Origin of the sequence: Martelella alba (genome assembly GCF_006516955.1) — a bacterium.
GTDB lineage: Bacteria > Pseudomonadota > Alphaproteobacteria > Rhizobiales > Rhizobiaceae > Martelella > Martelella alba.
In genome coordinates this window covers 55,897-81,246 of sequence record NZ_VHLG01000004.1, presented here as the reverse complement: position 1 = coordinate 81,246, position 25,350 = coordinate 55,897, and the positions used below count along the sequence as shown (strand labels likewise).

The following is a 25,350-nucleotide window of genomic DNA, read 5'->3' as shown; positions in this document are numbered from 1 at the left end:
TATCAGGCGCGGCCAGCTTCTTTCTGATAGGCGCGGATGGCGTCGCCAAAGGCTTCGAGAAGCTTGCGGGATGGCGCGTCAGTGGTCGCCCAGTATTCCGGGTGCCACTGAACGCCGACGGCCATGGCTTTCGCGCCGATGACAGAAACCGCCTCCACCGTTCCATCGGGAGCGATGGCTTCAACCTGAAGGCTTGGCGCCAATGCATTGATCGCCTGGCGATGCAGTGAGTTGACGGTAATGTCGCCTGGACCGAGAACGCCGGCGAGGCAGGACCCTTCTGCAATCGTGACGGTCTGGCGGATTACATAGGCAGCATCGCGATCATCCGTTTCAGGTTTGCGATGGTCCATACGGCCTTCCAGGTCCTGGACCTCGCTCAAGAGTGTACCGCCGAGCGCAACATTGAGTTCCTGAATGCCGCGGCAGATACAAAACAGAGGAATACCGCGTTCAATCGCGCGACGGATGAGCGGCAGGGTGGTGGCATCACGACCCGGATCAAATGGCCCATCCCTGTCTTCTGCCGTCTTGCCGTAAAGAGACGGGTGGACATTGGAACGTGCGCCGGTGATCAAAACACCGTCGACGCGGTCAAGAATGGCTTCAATGTCATTGCCATTTTCGAAAGCCGGGATGATGAAGCTCATGGCGCCGGCAACGTCGAGCGCTGCGCCGACATATTGCTGCTGGGCGGCGTGCCAGGTGGCTTCCTGGAATTCACAGGTATCTGCGGGGACAGCGATGATGGGTCTGGACATATATGTTGGACTCGAGGCTTGGGACAGGGATTTGCGCTGGCGAAATTGGCGCGAAGCTGCACTGCTGTCAATCGGCCTGTTGCGGCTCCAAATTGCGCTTCGTAAGGCTGGCGCCCGTAAAAAATGACATTTGCTCATTATACCTTGGTTTAAGCTTTGCTATTTTGCGACGCAAAAGAGGGTTTTCGACCCTGGCGCGTGCTTGAAAGGCGGGGCGCAAAATGCTTTCCTCACCTTGCTGTCCGTTCAGGAGGAATAGCGGACTGGCACATTGGGAGGAAAATATGGACCGTCGTTCTTTCATGAGGAAGGTCGGCACGGGCAGCGTTGGTGCTGTCGCTGCCACTGCACTCGCCGCCCCTGCCATTGCGCAGGAAAACCCGAAAATCACCTGGCGCATGACGTCGTCGTTCCCCAAATCGCTTGATACGATTTATGGCGGGGCGGACGATATCGCCAGCCATGTTGCCGCAGCCACTGACGGCAATTTCACCATTCAGACCTATGCTGCCGGCGAAATCGTGCCTGGCCTTCAGGCCCTGGATGCGGTGCAGAACGGCACGGTGGAATCCTGCCATACCTGCTCCTACTATTTCTGGGGCAAGGATCCGACCTTTGCTATTGGCACAGCCATTCCCTTTGGCCTTGATGCGCGGCTGACCAATGCCTGGTATTATCAGGGCAATGGTTCGCAGCTGATGAATGACTTCTTCGCCAAATATGGTGTCGTTGGCGAACTCGCTGGCAATACCGGCGTGCAGATGGGCGGCTGGTTCCGCAAGGAAGTCAACACGCTGGATGACCTGAAGGGGCTGAAGATGCGTATTGCCGGTCTTGCCGGCAAGGTGGTCGAACAGCTTGGCGTCGTACCGCAGCAGATTGCCGGCGGTGATATCTATCCGGCGCTGGAAAAGGGCACCATCGACGCTGCCGAATTTGTCGGCCCCTATGATGACCAGAAGCTCGGCTTCTACAAGGTGGCGAAATATTACTACTATCCCGGCTGGTGGGAAGGCGGTCCGGTTATCCATGCCTTCTTCAACAAGGAAAAGCTGGAAGCCCTGCCCAAGGGGTATCAGGCAGCACTCAAGGATGCCTGTGCCTTCGCCAACACCAATATGATGGCGAAATACGACACGAAAAACCCGGTCGCAATCCGCCAGCTCGTTGCTGATGGTGCTGTGCTCAAGCCTTACAGCACAGAGATCATGCAGGCTGCTTTTGATGCCGCCACCAAGGTTTATGCCGATCTCGGCGCCTCGAATGCCGACTTCAAGAAGATCTACAACGATCAGATCACCTTCTCGAACGAGGCCTATCTGTGGCTGCAGATCGCCGAATACAGCTACGACACCTTCATGATGCGCCAGCAGCGTGCCGGTGGTCTGAAGCCGCTGGCATAACGCATATCAACATCCCTGGTTGAAAATGCAGAAGGCCCCGCCGGTTCCGACCGGCGGGGCCTTTGACATTCCCTCAGAAACTGAGGCAGGCCCTGGCCTCAAGCGCGGAGCCTGCACGGTTGACACAGTCGCGCAGATCATTGTTCTTGCGGGCCAGCAGATTGTAGCGCGCTGTCAGCGCATCGTGATCGCCCTGAAGCGCATTATAGGCGTCAATCACCTCGATCATGTCCGATTTGCAGACAAAGCCGCGAATGTCGCAGGTATTGGCGGCGAAGCACTGGGCGTCTTTATCCACGCATTGCGTGTCCGGCCCGCAGACGCGTGAGCCCGGCGCGGCGCAATAGCCGTTTGTATTGGAGGGACAGAAAAAATCGCCGGATACAGCAGGTGTTGCCAGGAGCGGCAGCGCCGCGGCTATGATCGCCAGAAATCGCATAAAATCCTCCTCATGATCCACCGCTGGCCGGGCTCCACCCCCGCCCGAACGGCTCGGGTCATCATCGGACGATCTTCAACACACATGCAAGAAAAATGGCCGCGTGGTGAACGCGGCCATTCTCGGGAAGTGATGATCAGTTGAAGGCGGGCGGTTGCGAGAGATCCTCGCTTTGCGCCGGTGCCGGCGCCGGTGGTGCACCCAGGTCTCCGCCAAGCGGCGGCAGGCCGAAGGGGTCATTGCCACTGGCATCGCCATCAAGCGGAGCAAGGCCGCCGCTGTCGCCAAGGCCGAAGCCAGGCACGGTAATGGTGACGGAGGCCGGATCCACCGTCGGCGCTTCGTCCTTGTAGTGGGTGACAAGCTGCGGGAAGGAAATGACCGCAACGATTGCCATGGCCTGAATGGCGATAAAGGGGATAATGCCCTTGTAGATCGACATGGTCGGCACGCCTTTCATCTTGGCACCTGTCGCCTTGTCGACCCATTCGCCGGCCGGGGTGACCGAGCGGAGATAGAAGAGCGAGAAGCCGAAGGGCGGCGTCAGGAAGGATGTCTGCAGGTTGATGCCGAGAATGATGCCGAACCAGATCAGATCGATGCCCAGAGCCTGGGCGGGCTGAACCAGCAGCGGCACCATGATGAAGGCGATTTCGAAGAAATCCAGGAAGCATCCCAATATGAAGACGATGATCGTTACCACGATCAGGAAGCCATATTCGCCACCGGGCAGGCCGGTCAGCAGGTCCTCGATCCAGACATTGCCGTTAATACCGTAGAAGGTGAGACTGAAGACGCGCGCGCCCATAAGGATCATCATGACGAAGGCGGAGAGCTTGGTGGTGGAATCAAGTGCCTGCTTCAGCGATTTGATATCCAGCCTGCGTTTGGCCAGCGCCAGAATCAGTGCGCCGGAAGCGCCCATGGCGCCGCCTTCGGTCGGGGTTGCGATCCCGAGAAAGATGGTGCCGAGGACGAGGAAGATCAGCGCCAGCGGCGGCACCAGAACGATGATGACCTGCTGCGAAAGCTTCGACAGGATGTTGAGCTTCATCCGCTCATTGGCAATCGCGATCAGATAGACCACAACCACCGCAAAGCACAAAGCCGCCACCAGACGCCAGGCGTCATTAGCTGCCGTAAATAGCACATGATAGCCGAGGAAATAAAGGGCAACGGCGAGTGCGATCATCACGAAAAGCGAGGTGATACCATTGCCGAGCGTGCGGGCCTCAGCCGGCATGGCAGGCGCAGATTTCGGGCTGACCATCGACACGATGAAGACATAAAGACAGTAGGCCGCGATAATCATCAGCGAGGGGTAGAGCGCGCCGACATACATGTCTCCGACGGACCGGCCGAGCTGGTCGGCCATGACGATCAGAACAAGTGACGGCGGGACGATCTGCGCCAGCGTACCGGAGGCGGCGATGGTGCCGGTGGCGAAGGGGCGGCTGTAATTATAGCGCAGCATCACCGGCAGGGAGATCAGCCCCATGGCCATGACGGATGCGGCAACGACGCCGGTGGTGGCGCCCAGAAGCGCACCGACCAGCACGACGGCATAGGCGATGCCGCCACGCACCGGTCCGAACAGCTGCCCGATCGTGTCCAGCAGATCCTCGGCCATGCGCGAGCGTTCAAGAATAATGCCCATGAAGGTGAAGAAAGGCACCGCCAGCAGCGTTTCATTCGACATGATGCCGCCGAAGAAACGGTCCGGATGTGACTGCAAAAGCGGCCAGAACAGGTGGATCTGCGGCGAATAGGATGAAAGCTCGACGCCAAAGACAAAGAAGATCAAACCGCCAGCGGCAAGTGTGAAGGCAACCGGATAGCCGAGAAGCAACATACCCATCACGGAAGCGAACATGATGGGCGCAAGATTATGGGCGATGAGATCGATCATGCTTCGTCGTCCGCTGTCTTAAGGGGCATGGCGTGGCTGTTATCGGAGTAGAGCGTATCGCGCTCCTGCAGACGGCCCGAAATCACGGCAATACGCTTGATGATTTCTGAAAAGGCCTGCAATAGCAGCAGGAAGAACCCGAACAGGATGAAGAATTTTGCCGGCCACAGATGCAGCCCGCCGGCATTGGTCGACATTTCGCCCGTCAGAAACGAGCGCAGGAACCAGGGCCAGGAGAGATAGACCATCATCGCGGCGAATGGCACGAGGAAGAAGATGTGCAGGATCAGGTCGATCCAGTCACGGGTCCGCTTCGACCAGTTGCTGGACAGGATATCGATGCGGATATGCTCGTTTTTCAACAGCGCATAGGCCGCCGCCAGCATGAAAACGGCACCATAAAGATACCATTGCACCTCAAGCCAGGCGTTTGACGACAGGCTGAAAAGCTTTCGGCTGATCGCATTGCCTGCGCTGATCAAAATGGCAGCCAGCAGCAGCCAGGAGACCGATTTGCCAATGAACTCATTGACCCGGTCGATCAACCGGCTGAGCTTCAACAGTAATTCCATGGGGTCCTCCAAACCGTCCGACCTCCTTAACGGAAGTTGTCAAGGCCGCGCAACATGCCTTTGGTACTATACGGCCGGAAAGATACGATTTTCGTGAAGTTTTCGGTATGCGAACATGCCGGAGGACGATCATTTATTGCGTCGACCTTCACTTAATCAAATTGTCGGAGCTGCTGATAGCGCCATCGGCAGGCGCTCTGCAAGGGCAAAAAGGCAACAAATATGGTGCGAAGCGGCCGCGAAAACGGGTTTTTCAGCATTTTTCCATTTTAGTCCATCAGACATGGATGTTTGGCGTCGTCATCGCGCGGCTAAACCTGTTGTTGTTGGGGCACTGGCGGTTATGGTAGTTTCGCGAAGGATCAAAGGGAGAACCGGTCCGCCAGGATGAAGGCAATGCATGGGTGGAGGACTTGATGCAGCATGCTGACATGAATGATGCCGCAGTGGCACAACACGATGATTTTGCCGAACATGAACGAACCTACCGGATGTTCCTGCGCGGGACGCGGGTTCTGACAGTGCTGGTGATTGCACTGCTTCTCGGCATGGCGGCGGGCCTGATCGGCCCGTTCGGTTTTCTTGGCGGTTTGATCCTTTTCATATTCGCCAGCGCAATCGGCCTTTATAGTTTTCGCTAACCGGTCTTTCTGCCGGTCTGTCACATCAGGTTTTGACTGGTGTGCAGCGTCGGGGCGGGCACGTCCCGGCGACAAGCGTTTCACCCTGGCTTTGGGAGTAGATGGTGAGCAAAACAATTTTTGTGCCGAAGGAGAGGGCGCTTGCGGAAACCCGCGTCGCTGCCTCACCCGACACAGTCAAGAAACTGAGTGGTCTCGGCTTTTCCGTCGTGATCGAGACGGGTGCGGGGCTGGCTTCGCAGATCAGTGACGCCGATTTTGAGGCCGCCGGTGCGACAATCGCCGGGCCGGAAGCGGTATCCTCGGCGGATGTTGTCTTCAGGGTCCGCCGGCCGGAGGCGGATGAATTTGCCTCCTATATGTCCGGTGCCGCAGTCTTTGCGATGATGGATCCCTATGGCCAGGAAGAGGCGCTTGCCGCGATGGCGACACAGGGGCTCTCCAGCTTTGCCATGGAGCTGATGCCGCGCATCACGCGCGCCCAGTCGATGGACGTTCTGTCTTCCCAGGCAAATCTCGCCGGTTATCAGGCCGTGATTGAGGCGGCATCCGTTTATGATCGTGCCATGCCGATGATGATGACGGCTGCGGGCACCGTGCCGGCTGCCCGTGTCTTTGTCATGGGGGCAGGTGTTGCCGGGTTGCAGGCCATTGCGACGGCACGTCGTCTCGGCGCCGTCGTCTCGGCAACCGATGTGCGCCCGGCAGCCAAGGAACAGGTGGCTTCGCTCGGTGCGAAATTCATCGCTGTCGAAGATGATGAGTTCAAGGCAGCGGAAACCGCTGGCGGTTATGCCAAGGAAATGTCTGCGGCCTACCAGGCCAAGCAGGCCGAACTGGTCGCATCCCACATTGCCAAGCAGGACATCGTCATCACAACGGCGCTGATCCCGGGACGCCCGGCACCCCGGCTCGTCTCGCGGTCCATGCTTGCTTCCATGCGCCTCGGCTCCGTCGCCGTTGACCTTGCGGTCGAACGTGGCGGCAATGTTGAAGGTGCTGAAGCCGGTGGCATTGCCAATGTCGAAGGCGTTTCAGTCGTCGGTTATGTCAATCTGCCGGGCCGGATCGCCGCCAGTGCAACCCTGCTCTACGCCAAGAACCTTCTCACCTTTTTCCAGACGCTGGTCGACAAGGAGACCGGCGGAGTGACCATCAATCAGGATGATGAACTGGTCGCAGCCACGCTTCTGACCCATGGCGGCGCCGTGGTTCATCCAAAATTTGGTGCAGTCCCTGCTGAAGGAGATGCATAATGTCCGTTTCTGATGTCAATTCGGCCATCGACAGTGCGGTGAATTCGCTTGAGCAGGCGCGCCAGGCGCTTGGCAATCTCGATTCCGGCGCGGTCGCCAATCTCGCCCATGGTGCAAGCGGAGGGACGATTGATCCCTTCGTCTTCCAGTTCGCGATCTTCATTCTGGCGATCTTCGTCGGCTATTATGTTGTCTGGTCGGTCACGCCGGCGCTGCACACCCCGCTGATGGCTGTCACCAATGCCATTTCCTCCGTCATTGTTGTCGGCGCGCTTCTGGCCGTCGGCCTTTCGGCGAGCGGCCTTGCGACCGGCTTCGGCTTTGTCGCGCTGATCCTCGTTTCGATCAATATTTTCGGCGGTTTTCTTGTCACCCAGCGCATGCTGGCCATGTACAAGAAGAAGGACAAGTGAGGCGTTTGAGCAATGTCCGTTAATCTTGCAGCTTTGCTGTTTCTCGTCTCCGCTGTCCTGTTCATCATGGCGCTTCGGGGACTGTCCCACCCATCGACCAGCCGCAAGGGCAATGTCTACGGCATGGTCGGTATGGCCATTGCCATCGGCACCACGCTATGGCTGGCGCAGCCCTCTTTCACCGCACTGGTCTTCATCCTGCTGGCGCTTGTGATCGGTGGTTCGATTGGTGCCTATATCGCCCGTACCATCGCCATGACAGCGATGCCGCAGCTTGTGGCCGGTTTCCACTCGCTGGTCGGCCTTGCCGCCGTGCTTGTGGCGGCTGCTGCGCTCTACGCACCGGAAAGCTTCGGCATTGGCGTTGCCGGGGATATTCACCTTCGCGCGCTGATCGAAATGGCGCTCGGTGCCGCCATCGGTGCGATCACCTTTACCGGTTCGATCATCGCCTTTGCCAAGCTTGACGGGCGCATGTCCGGCAAGCCGATCATGCTGCCCATGCGTCATGCCATCAATATCGTGCTGCTGGCGCTATTGGTCATCTTCATCATCGCGCTGACGGTAACGGCCTCGCCGATCTTCTTCTGGCTGGTCGTTATCCTCGCTCTGGTGCTCGGCATACTGCTGATCGTGCCGATCGGCGGCGCCGACATGCCGGTTGTGGTCTCGATGCTCAACTCCTATTCGGGCTGGGCTGCTGCCGGTATCGGCTTCACGCTTGGCAATATGGCGCTGATCGTCACCGGTGCACTTGTCGGCTCGTCCGGTGCGATCCTGTCCTACATCATGTGCAAGGGCATGAACCGCTCCTTTATCTCCGTCATTCTTGGCGGTTTCGGAGGGGACGCGGCGGCGGCAGGTGCTGCCGACAAGGGCGATCGCAATGTCAAGCTCGGTTCAGCCGACGATGCGGCTTTCCTGATGGAGAATGCTTCCAAGGTCATCATCGTGCCCGGTTACGGCATGGCCGTTGCCCAGGCGCAGCACGCGCTGCGTGAACTGGCTGATCTGTTGAAGGAAAAGGGCGTCGAGGTCAAATATGCCATTCATCCGGTTGCCGGCCGTATGCCGGGCCATATGAATGTGCTGCTGGCCGAGGCTAATGTGCCCTATGACGAGGTGTTCGAGCTTGAGGATATCAACTCCGAATTCGCCCAGGCCGACGTCGCCTATGTGATCGGTGCCAATGATGTCACCAATCCGGCCGCCCGCGATGACAAGACCTCGCCGATCTACGGCATGCCGATCCTTGATGTCGACAAGGCCAAGACCTGCCTCTTCGTCAAGCGTTCGCTCGGCTCCGGCTATGCCGGTATCGACAATGAGCTGTTCTACAAGGACGGCACGATGATGCTGCTTGGCGATGCCAAGAAGATGACGGAAGATATCGTCAAGGCCATGGGCTGAGATATTCAGCCGTCATGGCAGACGGGATACGGAAATCGAGGGCGGTCGAAAGGCCGCCCCCGGATTGCTGACAACGTCATTCAAATTGCCTGTTTGGGGTGAAATGCCGTTCCCTCCGTCGTCATCCCCGTGCTCGTCACGGGGATCCAGTTTCATAAGGCTTTGATTAGGCAGAGTCTTTCGCCGCGTGGACGCGCGTCGGCTGGATGCCTGTGGACCAAGCACAGGCATGACGCTAGAAAAGGGGACCAGGTTTGTCCGCAGTCTGAGGGGGCGGTTGCGAGACAGGCCCTTTCTTTGCAGAAAATCACGATTGCCAGGCAAACGCTCACGTCAGCCAGAGTTCAGTTCATTCTGTGCCCGGCATAGGGCGAATCCAGCGAGCAGCCAGGCAGCGCAATCTCAAGCAGTTCGCCATCTTCCATCTGCATCAGGCAATGGCCGAACATGACGCCGCTTGGCGTTTTCAGCGGACCGGCTGAGCGATACTGAAAATGCTGACCTGGATCGAGTACTGGCTGACCGATCACGGTAGCGCTATCACCAAAGTCACGAACCAGACCGAATTCATCGGCAGCATGCCAGTGCCGTGCAACAATACAGATGCGGCGATCGCCATGATTGATGACTTCAACCGAGCAGGACCAGACATAGCAATTGTCCTGCGGTCGTGAGAGATCCGTCTGGAAAAGCGGCTCTACCTTCACTTCGATATCGCGTGTTCGCGCACAAAAAAGCATTCAGAAGCCCCCGCATTCTGATGGTTAGCGCTTACCCGTTGGTTGTGGTTCTTATATTGTAACTATTTAACGGTGTTGTCGAGAATAGCTGGCAATTCGTTAAATGCAATATGCTGGTAAGGCTAAATTGCAGAATGCGGGGGTGTTTTTCAGCCTTTGACCTTCGAGAGTGCAGCTGCGAAGTCCTCAAGCAGGTCATCCGTGTCTTCAATACCGGCCGAGAAACGAATCGTTCCGCCAGAAATACCGAGTTCGGCACGGGCTTCTTCAGAGAGGTTTTTGTGTGTCGTCGTCGCCGGATGGGTGATCAGGCTCTTGGCATCGCCAAGATTGTTGGAGATCGACACGACGTCCAGCGCATCCTGCAGGGCGAAAGCTGCTTCCTTGCCGCCCTTCAGTTCGAAGGCGATCAGGGTTGAGCCGCCGGACATCTGCTTTGCAATGATATCGGCCTGCGGATGGTCGGCGCGTCCGGGATAGATCACCCGGGCAACCTTGTCGCTTGCCGCAAGAAAATCAGCGATTTTTGCAGCACTGGCTGTCTGCTGGCGCACGCGCAGCGCAAAGGTTTCAAGCCCCTTCAGCAGCAGCCAGGCATTGAAGGGCGAGAGCGCCGGGCCGGTATGGCGGAAATAGTCCTGAAAGACATTTTCGATCCAGTCCTTTGACGACAGGACGACGCCGCCGAGGCAGCGGCCCTGGCCGTCAATATGCTTGGTGGCCGAATAGACGACGACGTCTGCCCCCAGTTCAAGCGGCTTCTGGAAAAGCGGTGTCGCAAAGACATTGTCGATCACCAGGCGGGCGCCGACCGAGTGGGCGAGTGCTGCAACGCCTGCCACATCGACCACTTCCAGCGTCGGGTTGGTCGGGCTTTCAAGGAAGAAAACCTTGGTGTTGGGGCGGATTGCCGCTTCCCAGTTCTTCAGATCGCGGCCATCGACCAGGGTGAATTCGATGCCGTATTTGGGTGCCAGCGTCTCGATCACCCAGCGGCAGGAACCAAACAGGGCGCGGCCGGCAACGATATGATCGCCTGCCTGGAGCTGGCAGAGAAGGGCTGCCGAGACGGCGGCCATGCCGGAGGCGGTGGCGCGGGCTTCTTCGGCACCTTCCACGGCACACATGCGTTTTTCAAACATGTCATTGGTGGGGCTGCCGTAACGGGCATAGATGAAGCCGTCATCCTCACCCTTGAAGCGTGCTTCCGCTGCGGCAGAATTGTCGTAGAGGAAGCCCTGGGTCAGAAAGATGCCCTCGGACATCTCGCCGAACTGCGAGCGAAGGCTGCCGCCGTGAACGAGCTTGGTCTGGGGACGCCAGGATTTCTTCATATCATTCTCCAAACAAAAAAAGCCGGTCTTGAACGGACCGGCTTCACCCGGTCTTTTAGCAAGTTGTTTTACGTGGCTGCAAGCCGACCGGCCAAATCACCACGGGATAAATCGGGCATAGTCCGTTCAGGTGCTTGCGTCAATTCTCAAAGATTGGTTTTGTCGGCCAAGAGGTGCAAAATTATGTCCCAGAGACCCGGAATTCTCGCCGATACCGCCATTGCCGCGCTTTTTGCAACAGGCGCGCTTCACGCCGAGGCGCCGCTGGATGATGATCAGATCCAGCCCGCAAGCCTTGATTTGCGCCTTGGCGCCAGGGCCTATCGCGTGCGCGCAAGCTTTCTGCCCGGCCCGGCGCACAAGGTTGCCGACAAGCTGGCACGCTTCTCGCTGCATACGGTTGATCTCACCGACGGCGCGGTGCTGGAGACCGGCTGTGTCTATATCGTCGAGCTGATGGAAGGGCTGAAGCTCGGCAATGATATGTCGGCTTCCACCAATCCGAAAAGCTCGACCGGCCGGCTTGATATCTTCACCCGCGTGATGGGCGACTATGGCCAGGAGTTCGACGTCATTCCGCCGGGTTATGAGGGGCCGCTCTACCTGGAAATCTCGCCACGCACCTTCCCGGTGATTGTCCGGCGGGGGTCGCGCCTGTCGCAGATCCGCTTCCGTGCCGGTCATGCGCTTTTGAGTGAGGTTTCGCTTCTGGCGCTGCATGAGGCGGAAATGCTGGTGGCCAGCGATGTGCCGAACATCACCGGCGGCGGCATTGCGCTTTCGATCGATCTTGAAGGCCGGGACGGTGATGACCTGATCGGTTATCGCGGCAAGCATCATACCGGCGTCATCGATGTCGATCGTAAGGCAGGCTATGATATTCTCGATTTCTGGGAGCCTATCCATGGTCGCGGCAAGGGCGAACTGATCCTTGATCCGGACGAGTTCTACATTCTGGTCTCGCGCGAAGCGGTTCATGTGCCGCCGCTTTATGCCGCCGAAATGACGCCTTTTGACCCGTTGGTCGGGGAATTCCGCGTTCATTATGCCGGTTTCTTCGATCCGGGTTTCGGCCATGCGGAGGCCGGCGGCAGCGGCGCGCGCGCGGTGCTGGAAGTGCGCAGCCACGAAGTGCCCTTCATCCTCGAACACGGCCAGATTGTCGGCCGGCTGGTCTATGAGCATATGATGGACAAGCCGGAAAATCTCTATGGCTCCGGCCTCGGCTCGAATTATCAGGCCCAGGGGCTGAAGCTGTCGAAACATTTTCGGGCAGGGTGAGGCTGGCCTTGGCGGCTGTCTTCGGATTGCTGACAAAGCCATTCATATTGCATGGTTGAGGTAGAATAGCCCCTCCCACCGTCGTCATCCCCGTGCTTGTCACGGGGATCCAGATTCATGAGGCCTTGGACTAAAAGAGTCTTTCGCCGTGCAGACGCACGGCTGCTGGATATCTGTGTCAGGCACAGATATGACGCCAGTGGGGATTGGAAAGCTTTGTCAGCAGTCTGACCGCCGGGCTTGTCCGGCGGTCTTTATCCATTCCTGCGGTGACGGTTCAGAATTGAACCAGGATGTTCTTGAACTGCCACGGATCCTTTTCATCGCGCTTCTCGGCGAAAAGGGTCTGACGGTCGGTGAGCGGGGTCCAGTCGGTGTAGTGACCTTCGACCGGGCCGAGATAGGGCATCTGCACTTCAAGGCAGCGCCGGTAATCCATCTCATCGGCTTCTACGATGCCGGCTTCGGGATTTTCCAGCGCCCAGACCATGCCTGCGAGTACGGCCGAGGTTACCTGCAGGGCGGTGGCGTTCTGATAGGGAACGAGGTTGCGGGTTTCCTCGATCGACAGGCGCGAACCGTACCAGTAGGCATTCTTCTCGTGGCCATAGAGCAGTACGCCAAGCTCGTCGATACCGGTCAAAAGATCGGGCTCTTCCAGAACCTTCAGCTCGGGTTGTGCGTTGCCGCCATTGCCAAACATTTCGTCAAGCGAAAGAACTGCGACATCGGCCGGGTGATAGGCATAATGGCAGGTCGGGCGATAGACCACCTTGTCCTTGTCATTGCGGACGGTGAAATAGTCGGCGATCGAGATCGATTCATTATGGGTGACGAGGAAGCCATATTGCGGGCCTGGCGTCGGGCACCAGCTTCTCACCCGCGTGTTGGCACCGGGCTGTTCCAGATAGATCGCCGCCTTGCAGCCCTTCTTGTGGGTCTTGCCATTCTTCGGCATCCATTCCTCATGCGTGCCCCAGCCAAGCTCGGCCGGCTGCATGCCTTCTGAGATGAAGCCTTCAACGGACCAGGTGTTCCAGAAAACGCCGGTCGGGCGGAAGAATTTCGACTGCTGGGTGTCGCGCTCGGCAATGTGAATGCCCTTGACGCCGACATCTTTCATCAGCGCCGCCCAGCCCTGACGATCATCGGCGGCGGGTTCGATGAAATCGCGGCCGGTTTCGCGGGCGAGATCCACCAGTGCCTGCTTGACGAACCAGGAGACCATGCCTGGATTGGCGCCACAGCAGGAAACAGCTGTCGTGCCGCCGGGGTGCTTGCGCTTTTCCTTGCGCACGGTTTCACGCAGCGCGTAATTGGTCCGGGCCTCATTGCCAGCCTCGGTATCGAAATAGAAGCCAAGCCAGGGTTCCACGACGGTATCGATGTAAAGCGCCCCGACGGAACGGCACAGCTTCAGAATATCAAGCGAGGAGGTATCGACCGACAGATTGACGCAGAAGGCCTGTCCGCCCCCCTGGGTCAGAAGCGGCTCGAGCAGTTCTTCGTAATTGTCTTTGGTGACGGCGGCATGAATGAAGCGCACGCCATGGGCCGTTGCCAGGCTCGCAGCTTCCTCATTAGGATCAATGATGACCATGCGGGACTTGTCAAAGCGGAAATGGCGTTCGATCAACGGCAGCGTGCCGCGGCCGATGGAACCGAAACCGATCATCACGATGGGACCGGTGATTTCGGCGTAGATCGGGTAGTCTGTTTGCATTTCCCTGTCCTTCTGCTCTTCCCGGTTCATGACCGGTGAATTTGAACATGCTGCGAAATCAATGACAAGGCTCAGCCGCCTGCCGTCTGTTCCGGCTTAGCGGAACCACACTATAGGGCGATAGTAAAGCATATTTGACGATGCGGGATGCTCTTTTGCTGTCTGCGACAATGCGGATCAAGAAGAGAGTATTATCGGTTCATGTGATTGAATTTTTGCCATAAAATCCATTAAATTCGATTTTATGTGAATGATGTTTTGCATTTTTGTAGTATTTTTCCAAAAAAATACATGTCCATCGAGGGGGATTGATGGGTATTTACGTCGGTGTCGCGATTTCTATTATTGCCATTTTTCTTGTTCTGAGCCTTGTTGTGACCTCAGCTAGTTCCGTTCTGTCGGCGGTGTTGCGTGACAGGGAGAAAATGTTGAGAAGCGCTATCGAGGCCATGATTGATGATGCGGTGATACGCGAGCGGACCATGCGCTGTGGTCTCGTGCCGGGCGGGGTTTCCTCAGGTGGCGGGGGTGAAAAGGCTGGCCGGACGACGCACTATCCCGCCTTTATCGATACTGCCCTTTTTGCGCGCGCGCTGCTCTCAGCCCTGATGGAAACGGTGGAGGATGAGGGGCAGAGGGCCGGGTCAGAAGTCGCGCGGCTGCGGCTGGCGGCCAGCAAAGTGTCGGAGAAGACAAATCTCGGCAGCGCGCTCCGTGCCATTATGGCTACCGGGGAAGGCACGATGAAGGCGGTCGAGGCGGATCTCGGCCACTGGTATGATGCGACGATGACGCGCCTGTCTGATGCCTATCGGCGGCGGCAGCGTCTCGTCTGCTTTCTGCTGGGATTTGGGCTCGCCACCGCGCTCAATGCCGATACGCTGGGCATGGTGGACCATCTCTCCATTGATGCCGGAGCGCGTGATGCGATGGTGACGGCGGCGCTGGATTTTGCCGGAAATGACAGGCTGCTTGCAGATCACTGTGCCACGCCGGCAGTGAAGGCGGCTCACAGCGACCTGGATCAGATGAAATGTTACAGGGCACAGGCTGAGACGATGCTCGCCGCCGTGTCGCCGGCCTCGCTCGGCTGGCGTGGCGATCCGCTTCTTTCCACCCGGGGCTGGCAATTGCTGCTGGCCGGGTTGCGAAAGATATTCGGCCTCACGCTGACGGCCGTTGCCATTTCGCTTGGCGCGCCCTTCTGGTTCGATCTTCTGCGCCGGATTGTCGGCGCGGTGGATCCCGCTGCGACGAAGAGCCTGACAGAGGCTCAGAGCAAGGTTTGAAGATAGGCGATCAGCGCTGCGATATTGCTGTCGGACATGTCCTTGTAGCTGCGTTCTTCGGGCGAGAGATTTTCAAGCTTGGCGATCATCGCTGCCGCGATTGCGCTCTTGTCCGGGTGGCGGGCAATGGCCGTCAGCGGATCGGCATAGATGCGGATGGTGAAGAGAATGGCACCTGTCTCCGGCAGGCGGCGCAATGTCTGGCGCTCGACCCGCAGGAAGTTGTTTTCGATTGGAAAGACCGGCTTGAAGGGATCATCCCGGAGATGTTTGGAAACCGGCATGGCAAGGCTTGGCGATCCCTTGAAAGACCAGTTGAGGCGGCTTGCCGGCAGATCAGTCTGGAGATTGTCAAAGATCCGGTTCACCAGCTTTGCGTTGCGCGTGCCGCTCTGAAAGCCCGGAACGTTGGCGTGAACCTCTTCCATCGGCCGGCCGGCCTTTTCGGCCAGCGACCATGATGAGGGAAAGGCGACGAAGCCGGCGGCCAGGCGCCAGCTGTCCTGATCGCGAATGAGGATTGCCAGATCGTCCTGCACCATCAACCCGGCTCGCAGCAGAGGCGGCAAGGTGTTGTCGCAGAGATCGACGGTCTGACCCGCCATGGTCATGTGGCCGCCATCGCGGCGGTAAATGTCGGCATGGTCGGTGGCGAGATGATCGGCCAGCATGGCAAGCGCCTCGGCCTGTGCGGCTTGGCTGTCTTCCGTGGCGCGGAACACGCCTGAAAAATCCTGCTGCAGGAGCTGCCGTTTCTCATCGAGGTAGCGTGAAAGTTCGTGATCGGGCTCGATCCACTGGCTCGGGGGCAGGGCGGAGAGGCCGATGGAAAAAGGCCTCTGCGTGCCACCATAGGGCATGTGGCGGGGCAGGCTTGCTTCTTCGGCGACGGGCATTTCTGAATTTCCCCTGCTTGCGGCATCCAGGCGAGGCTGCCGATCATGTGAGGGGAGTTTTGCGCAAAGTGACGCTTCTGCGCAATATGGCGGAGGGTGCCAGCGGCCGGATTTTGACGGTCCAGCCGCAGGCGATGTGGAAAGTGTGATCAGGCGCGGTCGAGCGCTTCGATTTCGTCGATCAAGCCTTCGATCATCGACAGGCCCCTGCCCCAGAAGGCGGGGTCGGAGGCATCAAGGCCGAACGGCTTCAGAAGTTCTGTATGATGCTTGGTACCGCCGGCACGCAGCAGATCGAAATACTTGTCCTGGAAGCCGGTCTCGGCATTCTGGTAGACCGCATAGAGCGAGTTCACCAGGCAATCGCCAAAGGCATAGGCATAGACATAGAAGGGCGAGTGGATGAAGTGCGGGATATAGGCCCAGTAGGTCTCATAGCCCTCGCTGAGCTTGATCGCCGGACCGAGGCTGTCGCCCTGAACCGACATCCACATGTCGCAGATCTGGTCTTCGGTCAGCTCGCCCTCGCGGCGGGCGGTGTGGACCTTGCGCTCAAACAGGTAGAAGGCGATCTGGCGGACAACGGTGTTGATCATGTCCTCCACCTTCTGCGCCAGCATCGCCTTGCGGGTCGCCTTGTCTGTCGTCTGGTTCAGCAATGCCCGGAAGGTCAGCATCTCGCCGAAGACCGAGGCGGTCTCGGCCAGTGTCAGCGGCGTGGAGCACATCAGCGCGCCCTGTTGTGCAGCGAGAACCTGATGGACGCCATGGCCGAGTTCGTGAGCAAGCGTCATGACATCGCGCGGTTTGCCGAGATAGTTCAGCATCACATAGGGATGGGCTGACGGGACAGTTGGATGGGCAAAGGCACCGGTGCGCTTGCCGGGGCGTACGGGGGCATCAATCCACTGCTCGTCGAAGAAGCGCTTCGCAATTGCCGCCATGTCGGGCGAAAAGGCGCCATAGGCAGAAAGCACGGTGTCGCGGGCTTCATCCCAGCCGATCAGCCGCTCATTGCTTTCCGGCAGCGGCGCGTTGCGATCCCAGAAATTCATCTGTTCCATGCCGAGCCATTTTGCCTTCATGGCATAATAGCGGTGCGACAGGCGCGGATAGGCTTCCTGCACGGCGGTTGCCAGCGCATCGACAACCTCGCGTTCGACGCGGTTGGAAAGATGCCGGCTGTCGGCAATATCCTCAAAACCATGCCAGCGGCTGTTGATCTCGGTGTCCTTGGCCAGCGTGTTGGTGATCAGCGCGAATGTGGGCAGATTGGTCCGCAATGTCTTCGAAATCGCATCCGCGGCCTTGTGGCGCACCGGCTCCTTGGTGTCGGTCAGAAGGTTTAGCGTCTTTTCCAGCGGCATTTCTGTTCCGTCAACGTCAAAGCGCAGGCTGTCCATGGTCTGGTCGAACAGCCGGTTGAAGGCCTGGGCGCCGGTCATGGATTTTTCCATGAACAGCTGCTCGGTCTTGTCATCCAGCTGATGCGGCTTTTCCAGACGCAGATCACTCACCCAGGGGCGGTAATGGCCGAAGGCGGGATCGGATTTCAGGGCCTTTTCGACGACCTCTTCATCCAGCCGGTTCAGTTCCAGTTCGAAGAACAGCAGGTCGCTGTAGATTTCGGTGATGCGGGCGGAGGTGTCGCCGAAAAATTTGCGCAATTCCGGATCGGCCGCATTGGCATAATAGGCCAGGCCGGCAAAGGAGCCGATCCGTCCGAGCGTATCGCCAATCGCCTCATAGGCGGCAACGGCCGTTCCAAGCCCGTCCGGACCCGTTGCCGTTGCGGCGTCAGCGAGTTTTCCGCGAAATCGGGCTGAAAAATCTCGCGCCTGAGTGGAGACATTGTCGAATGCCTGCTTGAATTCGACAGAATCAGGTGCAGGATAGAGGTGGCTGAGATCCCAGACGGGAAGCTGACCCAGAGCCTCTTCCGTTTCTGCCCCGGCAGAGGTTTCAGTCGCGGCGAAGGGGGGATGTGGGTGCATCATCGGATCTGCCTTTCATCTGTATCGGACGTGTTATTGCGTTCGTCAGGCAGATTTATGGTTTCGGCGTTCCCCTCGCAAGGGATGTTTCGAAGCATTGACACGTGTCACGGCGTTTAACGGTTACTAAAGGATAAGATTGTAGAAATCCTCTAATGCCGTTAAACCAATGTTGACCATAACGACTTGGGACAAGTGATGGGGGGCTTTGTTGCCGCGTTTGCGCCTCATTGGAACGGCAAACAATGAGATTGTACTGCGTATTCGTGGCTGCAGACTGACTGTACCGGTGTGGGGAACCGAAGATGGTCTGGTGCGCCCGAGAGGGAGTTTGGGTTTTGCTCATCGGTAAATTCTTTGCAACGCACGCAAGGCTTCTCGCGATCGTGACGCTCGCGCTCGCCTGCCTGTGCGGTTTCGGAACAGCCGGTGCACGGGCGGAGACGCGCACGCTCAAACTCTATTATATTCACACCGGCGAGAAGGCCGAGATCACCTTCAAGCGCAACGGGCGCTATGACAAGAAGGGGCTCGAGCAGCTCAACTGGTTCCTGCGCGACTGGCGCCATAACGAGCCGACGAAGATGGACCCGCGCCTGTTTGATTTGGTCTGGGAAGTTTATCAGAAGGTCGGCGCCAAGGATTATATCAACGTCGTTTCGGCCTACCGTTCTCCGGCCACCAATTCGATGCTGCGCAAGACCACGGTGGGTGTCGCCAAGAACAGCCAGCATATGCAGGGCAAGGCGATGGATTTCTTCATTCCCGGCATTCCGCTGAAAACCCTGCGCGCAACGGCGATGAAAATGCAGGATGGTGGCGTCGGCTATTATCCGACCTCGGGCTCGCCTTTCGTCCATCTGGATGTGGCAAGCGTCCGGGCCTGGCCGCGGATGAGCCGGTCGGAACTGGTTCAGCTCTTTCCCAACGGCCACACGCTGCATCTGCCGGCCGACGGAAAGCCGCTGCCAGGTTATGCCGAGGCGCTGGCCGAATATAAGGCCAAGGGCTCTGTCAGCACGCCCGGTGCCATTCTCGTTGCAAGCGCCGATGATGGTGACGAAGATGAATCCCCGAGCCTGATTGCGCGGCTATTCGGTCGCAACAACAAGAGTGAGCCTGCAGCACCGCAGAGCCGGCCTCAGCCGGCCGCGGCGGTCGCAGCGCAGCCTGCGCCGCCCGCGCCCGCGCCTGATCCGGTCGAGGTGCTGACCGCATCCGTTTCCTTTGATGGTATCGATGTGCCGGTGCCACAGGCGCGTCCGGGTTCTGTTGAAACCGGGGCAGGAGCGGCGTTGGCGCTGGTCGATCCGTCGCCATCGGAAGCTGCGCCGGCCGTTGCCGCCCTTGCTGCTGTGCCGCTGCCGGCGGGGCGGCCCTCTGCGCTTGAAACTGCGTCGGGGACGACGATTGATGCCGGGGCACCGGTTGAGGTTGCCTTGCTGGATGAAGGCGAGGCTGCTGCCGACGCCGCGATCATGCGTGGTGGCGATGCTGTGCCACTGCCAAGCCCGCGTGTGGGGGACGAGGCGGGGACAGCGATCAATCCGACTGCGACCGCCGTGTTCGCCGACGCTGCAGATGTGCCGATGCCGATTCGCGATCCGCGGGTCGCTGCCCGTGTCGCCTTGGCAGAACAGCTGGATGCGATGGATAATATTGCCGCCGCAAATGCCGAGGCAGATGATTTCCGAAGCGTTTTCCAGTCTGATGTTGCACTTGCTGCACTGCAAAGTGGAAATGTAAACGTCGACCGTGGCGGACGCGTCAGCGACGCGGATTATGCTGTTGTCGCCGTTGAGAGACCTGTCGCAACGCCGAAGAGACAGCTGTTCGGGCCGGCACGGGCCGAGGCGGCTGTGGTGCTTGATCCGGGCCATGTGCCCCGTCGCTCACCTTCTGTCACGAACTTCGACAGCGGTCGTTTCTAAGGTTGCATGTCGATCAAATTTTAGTTGTGGGTTGTATCTTTTTTACGTAAATTGCGCCCCATGACCCGATTCGATCCTTTTGTTGCTATTTCCGATCCAAACCGCCGCCATCTGCTGATGGCGTTGCGGCGCGAACCGAAAACCGTCACGGAACTCTCTGACGGGTTGCCAATCAGCAGGCCTGCTGTTTCTCAGCATCTCAAGGCCCTGCTTGACAGCAATCTTGTCAGCGTAACGCCGGTCGGCACAAAGCGGTTCTATTCGATAAACCCCGAAGGCTTTGCCAAGCTGAGTGTGTGGATTCACCAGTTTTGACCGGGCTGCCCTCGGGCCCTTGCTGGCCCGTGGGTAGACTTAATGCGGTGCCGGGCCGGTTGAGGCCCGCACAATAAGCTCGGGGCGCCACAGCTCCTGAAAATCATCCTTTTCAATAGAATTGATCCGAAGGATCAATCTTTCGGCGATGCGCCTGCCAGCGGCCTTGAGCGATGATCGCGTGGTCGTCAACGGAACAATGAAATTTTCCGGCCGCAGAAGCGGCAGGACATCGTCGTAGGAAATCAACGAGACATCGCGGCCGAGCACCAGGCCTGCCTGCGAGACGGCCCGCACGGCGCCAAGCGCCTGGACCATGCTGGAGCACAGCATGGCCGTGGGGGCGTCAGGAAGTGACAAAAACGTCATGGCGGCCTGTTGGCCGGCGGCCTCCGTCATTTTGACAGGCATGTGTAATTCACGTTCCAGGCTCAGCCCCATTTCCGTCAGAGCGCGGATCATGCCGTCGCGGCGGCGGATGGCAAAGCCGAACTGTTCATCGCCATTGATCAGGCCGATGCGCCGATGGCCCAGCTGTAAAAGCAGGCGTGTCGCATCATAAAAGGCATTCTCATTTTCGACATCAAGGCATGGATAGGGCAGGTTGGTGTCGAAGAAGCGCCCATGCACGATGAAGGGCAGGCCAAAAGAATGCATCATGTCGACGCGTGAGTCATTCTCGCGGATATAGGCCAGGCACAGGCCGTCGACATTGCCGCTGGTCGCAAGGCTGCGCAATGCGCTGACCTCGTCTGCAGGGTCGGACGGCATGATGACGAGGTGAAAATCCTCCTCGCGTGCGGTTTCGCCGACGCCGCTCAGAAACTCGCCGAAATGGAGGTCTGACATGACATCCGCGCCGACGGGCATCAACAGGCCGATGGATCCGGCCTTTCCGGTCGCAAGGCGCTGGGCCGTGCGGTTCGGGCGGTAGCCGGTCTCGCGCGCAGCCTTCAAAACGCGCTCGCGCGTCGCGGTATTGACCTCCGGATAGCCATTCAGTGCGCGCGACACCGTTGTCGGCGAAAGCCCGAGCAGCGAAGACAGTTGCTTAAGGTTCACTCCCACATCCTCCTTGACGCTATCGAAGATGCTCCAACGTTCCCGCATTCTTCAAAGCGTTTTGAGTTTTTAACAATGGAATGGGGCAGGGGAAAAGGGAAAATATCACAAAGGAATGGGAAATTCCGCAATTTTGGACTGTGTTTGGCAAAAAAATGGTCATTTTACGCGAAAGGGGTTGACTCGGAGGCCGCAGGCGAGAATTCTCAGCTATTGTCAAAGCGCTTTGGAGAAAGCGTTTAATGACAAGATTTGGCCCCTTCGGCCTGAATGTGATGGGAGGTAAATCACATGAAAAAAGTTCTTCTGACCGGCGCTGCCACGCTGGCACTGTTTGTTGGTGCCGCGCATTCCGCCGATCTCAAATTCGCACCTGGTGAAGATTCCCGTTTTAACTGGGACAGCTTCACGCAGTTTTCGCAAGATCATCAGGACCTTAAGGGGCAGACCCTGTCGATTTTCGGTCCCTGGCTCGGTCCTGACAAGGACCTCTTCACGAGCGTTCTGGCCTATTTCGAGGAAGCGACGGGTGTCACGGTCAATTATGCCGGCTCGGACTCGTTCGAACAGCAGATCGTGATCGATACCCAGGCGGGCAGCCCGGCCAATATTGCCGTGTTCCCGCAGCCGGGCCTTGCCGCTGACCTTGCAGCCAAGGGCTTGCTGACGCCGCTTCCGGCCGATACGGCGAAGTTCCTAGAGGACAATTACGCTGCTGGCGAAAGCTGGGTCAGCCTCTCGACCTATCCCGGTCCTGACGGGAAAAAGGCTCTCTATGTGTTCCCCTACAAGGCCGATCTGAAGTCTCTGGTCTGGTATGTGCCGGACAACTTTGCCGATGCCGGCTATGAAGTACCAAAGACGATGGAAGAGCTGAAGGCGCTGACCCAGCAGATCGTTGACGATGGCGGCACGCCTTGGTGCATCGGGCTTGGCTCGGGCGCTGCGACCGGCTGGCCGGCAACGGACTGGGTGGAAGATCTGATGCTGCGCAATCAGCCGCCGGAAGTCTATGACCAGTGGGTCACCAACGAAATCCCCTTCAATGATCCGCGTGTCGTTGACACGATCAAGGATTTCGGCTGGTTCGCCAAGAACGACAAGTTCGTAGACGGCGGTACGGCAGCCGTTGCCGCAACCGACTTCCGCGACAGTCCGAAGGGTCTCTTCACCTCGCCGCCGAAGTGCTACATGCATCACATGGCATCCTTCATCCCGTCCTTCTTCCCGGATGATGTGGAGCTTGGCACGGATGCCGATTTCTTCTACTTCCCGCCCTATGAGAGCAAGGATCTTGGTTCGCCTGTAGAAGGTGCCGGCACGCTGTTCGGTATCACCAAGGACAGCCCGGCAGCCGAGGCGTTCATCCAGTTCCTGGAAACGCCGATTGCGCATGAAGTCTGGATGGCTCAGTCGGGCTTCCTGACGCCGTTCAAGGGTGTCAATCCCGAGGCTTATGCCAATGACACGCTGCGCGGCGAAGGTGAGATCCTGACACAGGCCACGACCTTCCGCTTCGATGGTTCCGACATGATGCCGGGCAAGATCGGTGCGGGCGCTTTCTGGACGGGTATGGTAGACTATGTCGGCGGCCAGAGTGCCGAAGATGTTGCTGACCAGATCCAGAAGTCCTGGGACGCCATCAAGCAGTAAACTGCTAGTTCTGTCAGGATGCTGAAATTCCCCGGGCCGGTTTCGACCGGCCCGGTTGGCTTCAGGCCTGGCGAGGTTTTCAAATGGGTGTCGTTCCCGCTCGAAGAAAGCAGGCGAACCTAGGGAGTTGAAGACTCGTGCAACAAATCCTCTTTGCCTTAACGACGATGGTGGTGGGTGTCCTTGCGGCGGTGGCCTATTTTTATGTCACCAACAAGGTTCTGGACCTGATCTTTCCGTCGAACACGCCCGATCCGGCCACCGGCGCACGCAATCTGCGTGTCTCTGGCTATATCCGCCCCTGGCTGTTTCTCGGCCCGGCGCTTCTCTCGCTCGGTGTCTATCTCGTCTATCCCGTCGTAGCCTCGGTCGGATATTCGTTGAGCGATGCTTCGGGCAATAACTGGGTCGGTCTCGCCAATTACAAATGGATGTTCGGGGATACCGAATTCCGTGAATCCGTAATCAACAATCTGCTGTGGCTGGTCTTTGTGCCGGCCATGTCGACCTTCTTCGGGCTCGTTATCGCCTGGCTCACCGACCGCATCTGGTGGGGCAATATCGCCAAGATGATGATCTTCATGCCGATGGCCATTTCCTTTGTCGGTGCGGCGGTGATCTGGAAGTTCGTCTATGACTATCGCGGTGCTGGCAGTGACCAGATCGGCCTGTTGAACGCCATTGTTGTCGGGTTTGGCGGTGATCCACAGGTGTGGATCGCGACGCCATTCTGGAACAATTTCTTCCTGATGATCATCCTGTTGTGGATCCAGACGGGCTTCGCCATGGTGCTTCTGTCAGCGGCGCTGCGCGGTATTCCTGAAGAAACGATCGAAGCGGCCGTTATCGATGGCGCCAACGGCTTTCAGATTTTCTTCAAGATCATGATCCCGCAGATCTATCCGACGATCGCCGTGGTCTGGACCACGATCACCATCACCGTGCTGAAGGTTTTCGATATCGTTCTCACCATGACCAACGGCCAGTGGAATACGCAGGTGCTTGCCAATCTCATGTTCGACTGGATGTTCCGCGGTGGCGGTGACTTTGGCCGTGGCGCGGCAATCGCCGTTGTCATCATGGTCCTCGTCATTCCGATCATGGTCTGGAACATTCGCAATGCGAACAAGCAGATGGAGGGGCGCTGATATGCATGCCCATAAAAAATCGCCCCTGGTCTGGTTCTCGCATATCACCGTGCTTCTGCTGGTGATCTTGTGGACGGTGCCGACATTCGGTCTGCTTGTGACGTCGCTGCGTGACAAGGATCAGATCGTCGCGTCCGGCTGGTGGACGGCGCTGTCGTCCTCGACGCAGAACCTCGTCTACCGCGCTCCAGCCGCTGATGCCCAGATCGAGCAGGCAGACGGCACCTTCATCATCACCGGCAATGCGCTGGAAGGCGGAAAGGGCCATGTCTCCCATTTCGGCACATCGTCGCTGAAGCCCGATGAGTACAATGTTGGCGACACGGCCGATCTCAAGGACGGCCAGACGCTGACTGTGGCCAAGAATGGCGATTTCACCATCGCCTCGCCGACCGCCTTTGAGGGCAAGCGCGGCCAGCGCATCTTCATCACGGCAACGACGCCGCCGGTTTTCACGCTGGATAATTATCGCAATGTTCTTGGCTCTGAGGGCATCGGCCAGTCCTTCCTGAACTCGCTCACGGTGGCGCTGCCATCGACGGTGATCCCGATTCTGGTTGCCGCCTATGCAGCCTATGCACTGGCATGGATGAAGTTTCCGATGCGCAACCTGCTGCTGGCTATTGTTGTCGGTCTTCTGGTTGTTCCGCTGCAAATGTCGCTGATCCCGCTGCTGCGAATGTATAATGGCATTGGCAATTTCTTTGGCGTGCCCTCAAAGACCTATGTCGGCATATGGCTGGCGCATATGGGTTTCGGTCTGCCGCTGGCGATCTATCTGCTACGCAACTATATCGCCGGTCTGCCGCGCGAGATCATGGAATCGGCCCGTGTCGACGGTGCGAATGACTTCACCATCTTCAACAAGATCATCCTGCCGCTATCCTATCCGGCACTGGCCTCCTTCGCAATTTTCCAGTTCCTGTGGACGTGGAACGACCTTCTGGTTGCAACCGTCTTTTTGGATAACAGCGAAAAGACCCTGGTGCTGACGGCCCGCCTGCGCGAATTGCTCGGTTCGCGTGGCGGCAACTGGGAAATCCTGACGGCCTCGGCCTTCGTCTCGATGATCGTGCCGCTCTGTGTCTTCTTCGCGCTGAACCGCTTCCTGGTTCGTGGTCTCCTGTCTGGCTCGGTCAAGGGCGGCTAAACGCCCCTGGCCCCAAAGCTTCAACCGTTT

At 58.3% G+C, this 25,350-nt stretch carries 22 protein-coding genes and 1 riboswitch; of the genes, 12 read left to right on the top strand and 10 right to left on the bottom strand.

What is annotated here, in order from left to right; genetic code table 11:
- Positions 1–2: 2 nt before the first annotated feature.
- Positions 3–761, bottom strand: coding sequence for a gamma-glutamyl-gamma-aminobutyrate hydrolase family protein (locus FJU08_RS09080; protein ID WP_141148691.1), 759 nt, complete (start codon positions 759–761; stop codon positions 3–5).
- Positions 762–1,045: 284 nt separating this feature from the next.
- Here FJU08_RS09080 and FJU08_RS09075 point away from each other — a divergent pair, with 284 nt between their 5' ends.
- Positions 1,046–2,164, top strand: coding sequence for a TRAP transporter substrate-binding protein (locus FJU08_RS09075; RefSeq protein ID WP_141148690.1), 1,119 nt, complete (start codon positions 1,046–1,048; stop codon positions 2,162–2,164).
- Between the two features lie 73 nt (positions 2,165–2,237).
- Here FJU08_RS09075 and FJU08_RS09070 read toward each other — a convergent pair whose 3' ends face one another.
- The 3 genes from FJU08_RS09070 to FJU08_RS09060 form a co-directional block, all read right to left on the bottom strand.
- Positions 2,238–2,603 carry a hypothetical protein gene (locus FJU08_RS09070; RefSeq protein WP_141148689.1) on the bottom strand — a complete coding sequence of 122 codons (366 nt, stop codon included), beginning with the start codon at positions 2,601–2,603 and terminating at the stop codon, positions 2,238–2,240.
- Between the two features lie 136 nt (positions 2,604–2,739).
- Positions 2,740–4,512, bottom strand: coding sequence for a TRAP transporter large permease (locus tag FJU08_RS09065; protein ID WP_141148688.1), 1,773 nt, complete (start codon positions 4,510–4,512; stop codon positions 2,740–2,742).
- Positions 4,509–5,084 (bottom strand): TRAP transporter small permease subunit, encoded by a 576-nt coding sequence (locus FJU08_RS09060; RefSeq protein WP_141148687.1) that lies wholly within the window; start codon positions 5,082–5,084, stop codon positions 4,509–4,511. The genes FJU08_RS09065 and FJU08_RS09060 overlap by 4 nt, the downstream gene beginning before the upstream one ends.
- Before the next feature lie 416 nt (positions 5,085–5,500).
- Here FJU08_RS09060 and FJU08_RS09055 point away from each other — a divergent pair, with 416 nt between their 5' ends.
- From FJU08_RS09055 to FJU08_RS09040, 4 genes are all read left to right on the top strand, one after another.
- Positions 5,501–5,725, top strand: a complete 225-nt coding sequence (locus tag FJU08_RS09055; RefSeq protein ID WP_141148686.1) for an aa3-type cytochrome c oxidase subunit IV — start codon at positions 5,501–5,503, stop codon at positions 5,723–5,725.
- Between the two features lie 104 nt (positions 5,726–5,829).
- Positions 5,830–6,981, top strand: a complete 1,152-nt coding sequence (locus FJU08_RS09050) for a Re/Si-specific NAD(P)(+) transhydrogenase subunit alpha (protein ID WP_181409792.1) — start codon at positions 5,830–5,832, stop codon at positions 6,979–6,981.
- A complete protein-coding gene (locus FJU08_RS09045; protein WP_141148684.1) occupies positions 6,981–7,394 on the top strand; it encodes a proton-translocating transhydrogenase family protein in 414 nt (137 codons plus the stop codon). Before FJU08_RS09050 ends, FJU08_RS09045 begins: the two co-directional genes overlap by 1 nt.
- Positions 7,395–7,406: 12 nt before the next feature.
- Positions 7,407–8,804 carry an NAD(P)(+) transhydrogenase (Re/Si-specific) subunit beta gene (locus FJU08_RS09040; protein ID WP_141148683.1) on the top strand — a complete coding sequence of 466 codons (1,398 nt, stop codon included), beginning with the start codon at positions 7,407–7,409 and terminating at the stop codon, positions 8,802–8,804.
- Positions 8,805–9,148: 344 nt separating this feature from the next.
- On the opposite strand, the gene FJU08_RS09035 is transcribed toward FJU08_RS09040, so the two are convergent.
- Both FJU08_RS09035 and FJU08_RS09030 read right to left on the bottom strand, forming a co-directional pair.
- A complete protein-coding gene (locus tag FJU08_RS09035; RefSeq protein WP_141148682.1) occupies positions 9,149–9,544 on the bottom strand; it encodes an ApaG domain-containing protein in 396 nt (131 codons plus the stop codon).
- Between the two features lie 149 nt (positions 9,545–9,693).
- Complete coding sequence (locus tag FJU08_RS09030) at positions 9,694–10,878, bottom strand: O-succinylhomoserine sulfhydrylase (protein ID WP_141148681.1); 1,185 nt, start codon at positions 10,876–10,878, stop codon at positions 9,694–9,696.
- Between the two features lie 35 nt (positions 10,879–10,913).
- Positions 10,914–10,991, bottom strand: a riboswitch (SAM riboswitch).
- Between the two features lie 70 nt (positions 10,992–11,061).
- Here FJU08_RS09030 and FJU08_RS09025 point away from each other — a divergent pair.
- Positions 11,062–12,159, top strand: coding sequence for a 2'-deoxycytidine 5'-triphosphate deaminase (locus tag FJU08_RS09025; protein WP_141148680.1), 1,098 nt, complete (start codon positions 11,062–11,064; stop codon positions 12,157–12,159).
- Positions 12,160–12,436: 277 nt separating this feature from the next.
- Here FJU08_RS09025 and FJU08_RS09020 read toward each other — a convergent pair whose 3' ends face one another.
- Positions 12,437–13,882: a homospermidine synthase gene (locus FJU08_RS09020; protein ID WP_141148679.1), complete on the bottom strand. Its 1,446-nt coding sequence runs from the start codon at positions 13,880–13,882 to the stop codon at positions 12,437–12,439.
- Between the two features lie 311 nt (positions 13,883–14,193).
- On the opposite strand from FJU08_RS09020, the gene FJU08_RS09015 reads away from it, so the two are divergent.
- Positions 14,194–15,171, top strand: coding sequence for a hypothetical protein (locus tag FJU08_RS09015; RefSeq protein WP_141148678.1), 978 nt, complete (start codon positions 14,194–14,196; stop codon positions 15,169–15,171).
- Here FJU08_RS09015 and FJU08_RS09010 read toward each other — a convergent pair.
- The gene (locus tag FJU08_RS09010) at positions 15,156–16,067 is read right to left on the bottom strand and encodes a heme-dependent oxidative N-demethylase family protein (RefSeq protein ID WP_141148677.1); all 912 of its coding nucleotides are present in this window, start codon (positions 16,065–16,067) and stop codon (positions 15,156–15,158) included. The two genes, FJU08_RS09015 and FJU08_RS09010, sit on opposite strands and share 16 nt — an antisense overlap.
- Positions 16,068–16,216: 149 nt before the next feature.
- The gene (locus tag FJU08_RS09005; protein WP_141148676.1) at positions 16,217–18,064 is read right to left on the bottom strand and encodes a M3 family oligoendopeptidase; all 1,848 of its coding nucleotides are present in this window, start codon (positions 18,062–18,064) and stop codon (positions 16,217–16,219) included.
- A gap of 335 nt (positions 18,065–18,399) precedes the next feature.
- Between FJU08_RS09005 and FJU08_RS09000 the strand changes: the two genes are divergently transcribed.
- The gene (locus tag FJU08_RS09000; RefSeq protein WP_181409791.1) at positions 18,400–19,992 is read left to right on the top strand and encodes a peptidoglycan L,D-endopeptidase MepK; all 1,593 of its coding nucleotides are present in this window, start codon (positions 18,400–18,402) and stop codon (positions 19,990–19,992) included.
- Positions 19,993–20,052: 60 nt separating this feature from the next.
- Positions 20,053–20,307, top strand: coding sequence for an ArsR/SmtB family transcription factor (locus FJU08_RS08995; protein WP_141148674.1), 255 nt, complete (start codon positions 20,053–20,055; stop codon positions 20,305–20,307).
- Positions 20,308–20,346: 39 nt separating this feature from the next.
- Here the strand turns inward: FJU08_RS08995 and FJU08_RS08990 are convergent, their stop codons facing one another.
- Positions 20,347–21,369, bottom strand: coding sequence for a LacI family DNA-binding transcriptional regulator (locus tag FJU08_RS08990; RefSeq protein WP_141148673.1), 1,023 nt, complete (start codon positions 21,367–21,369; stop codon positions 20,347–20,349).
- 291 nt (positions 21,370–21,660) lie between these two features.
- Between FJU08_RS08990 and FJU08_RS08985 the strand changes: the two genes are divergently transcribed.
- The 3 genes from FJU08_RS08985 to FJU08_RS08975 all read left to right on the top strand — a co-directional run bounded on the left by FJU08_RS08985 (position 21,661) and on the right by FJU08_RS08975 (position 25,320).
- Positions 21,661–23,022: an ABC transporter substrate-binding protein gene (locus FJU08_RS08985; protein ID WP_141148672.1), complete on the top strand. Its 1,362-nt coding sequence runs from the start codon at positions 21,661–21,663 to the stop codon at positions 23,020–23,022.
- A 167-nt stretch (positions 23,023–23,189) separates the two neighbouring features.
- Positions 23,190–24,170 carry a carbohydrate ABC transporter permease gene (locus FJU08_RS08980; RefSeq protein ID WP_407943698.1) on the top strand — a complete coding sequence of 327 codons (981 nt, stop codon included), beginning with the start codon at positions 23,190–23,192 and terminating at the stop codon, positions 24,168–24,170.
- Between the two features lies 1 nt (position 24,171).
- Positions 24,172–25,320, top strand: a complete 1,149-nt coding sequence (locus FJU08_RS08975) for a carbohydrate ABC transporter permease (protein WP_141148670.1) — start codon at positions 24,172–24,174, stop codon at positions 25,318–25,320.
- Positions 25,321–25,350 lie beyond the last annotated feature (30 nt).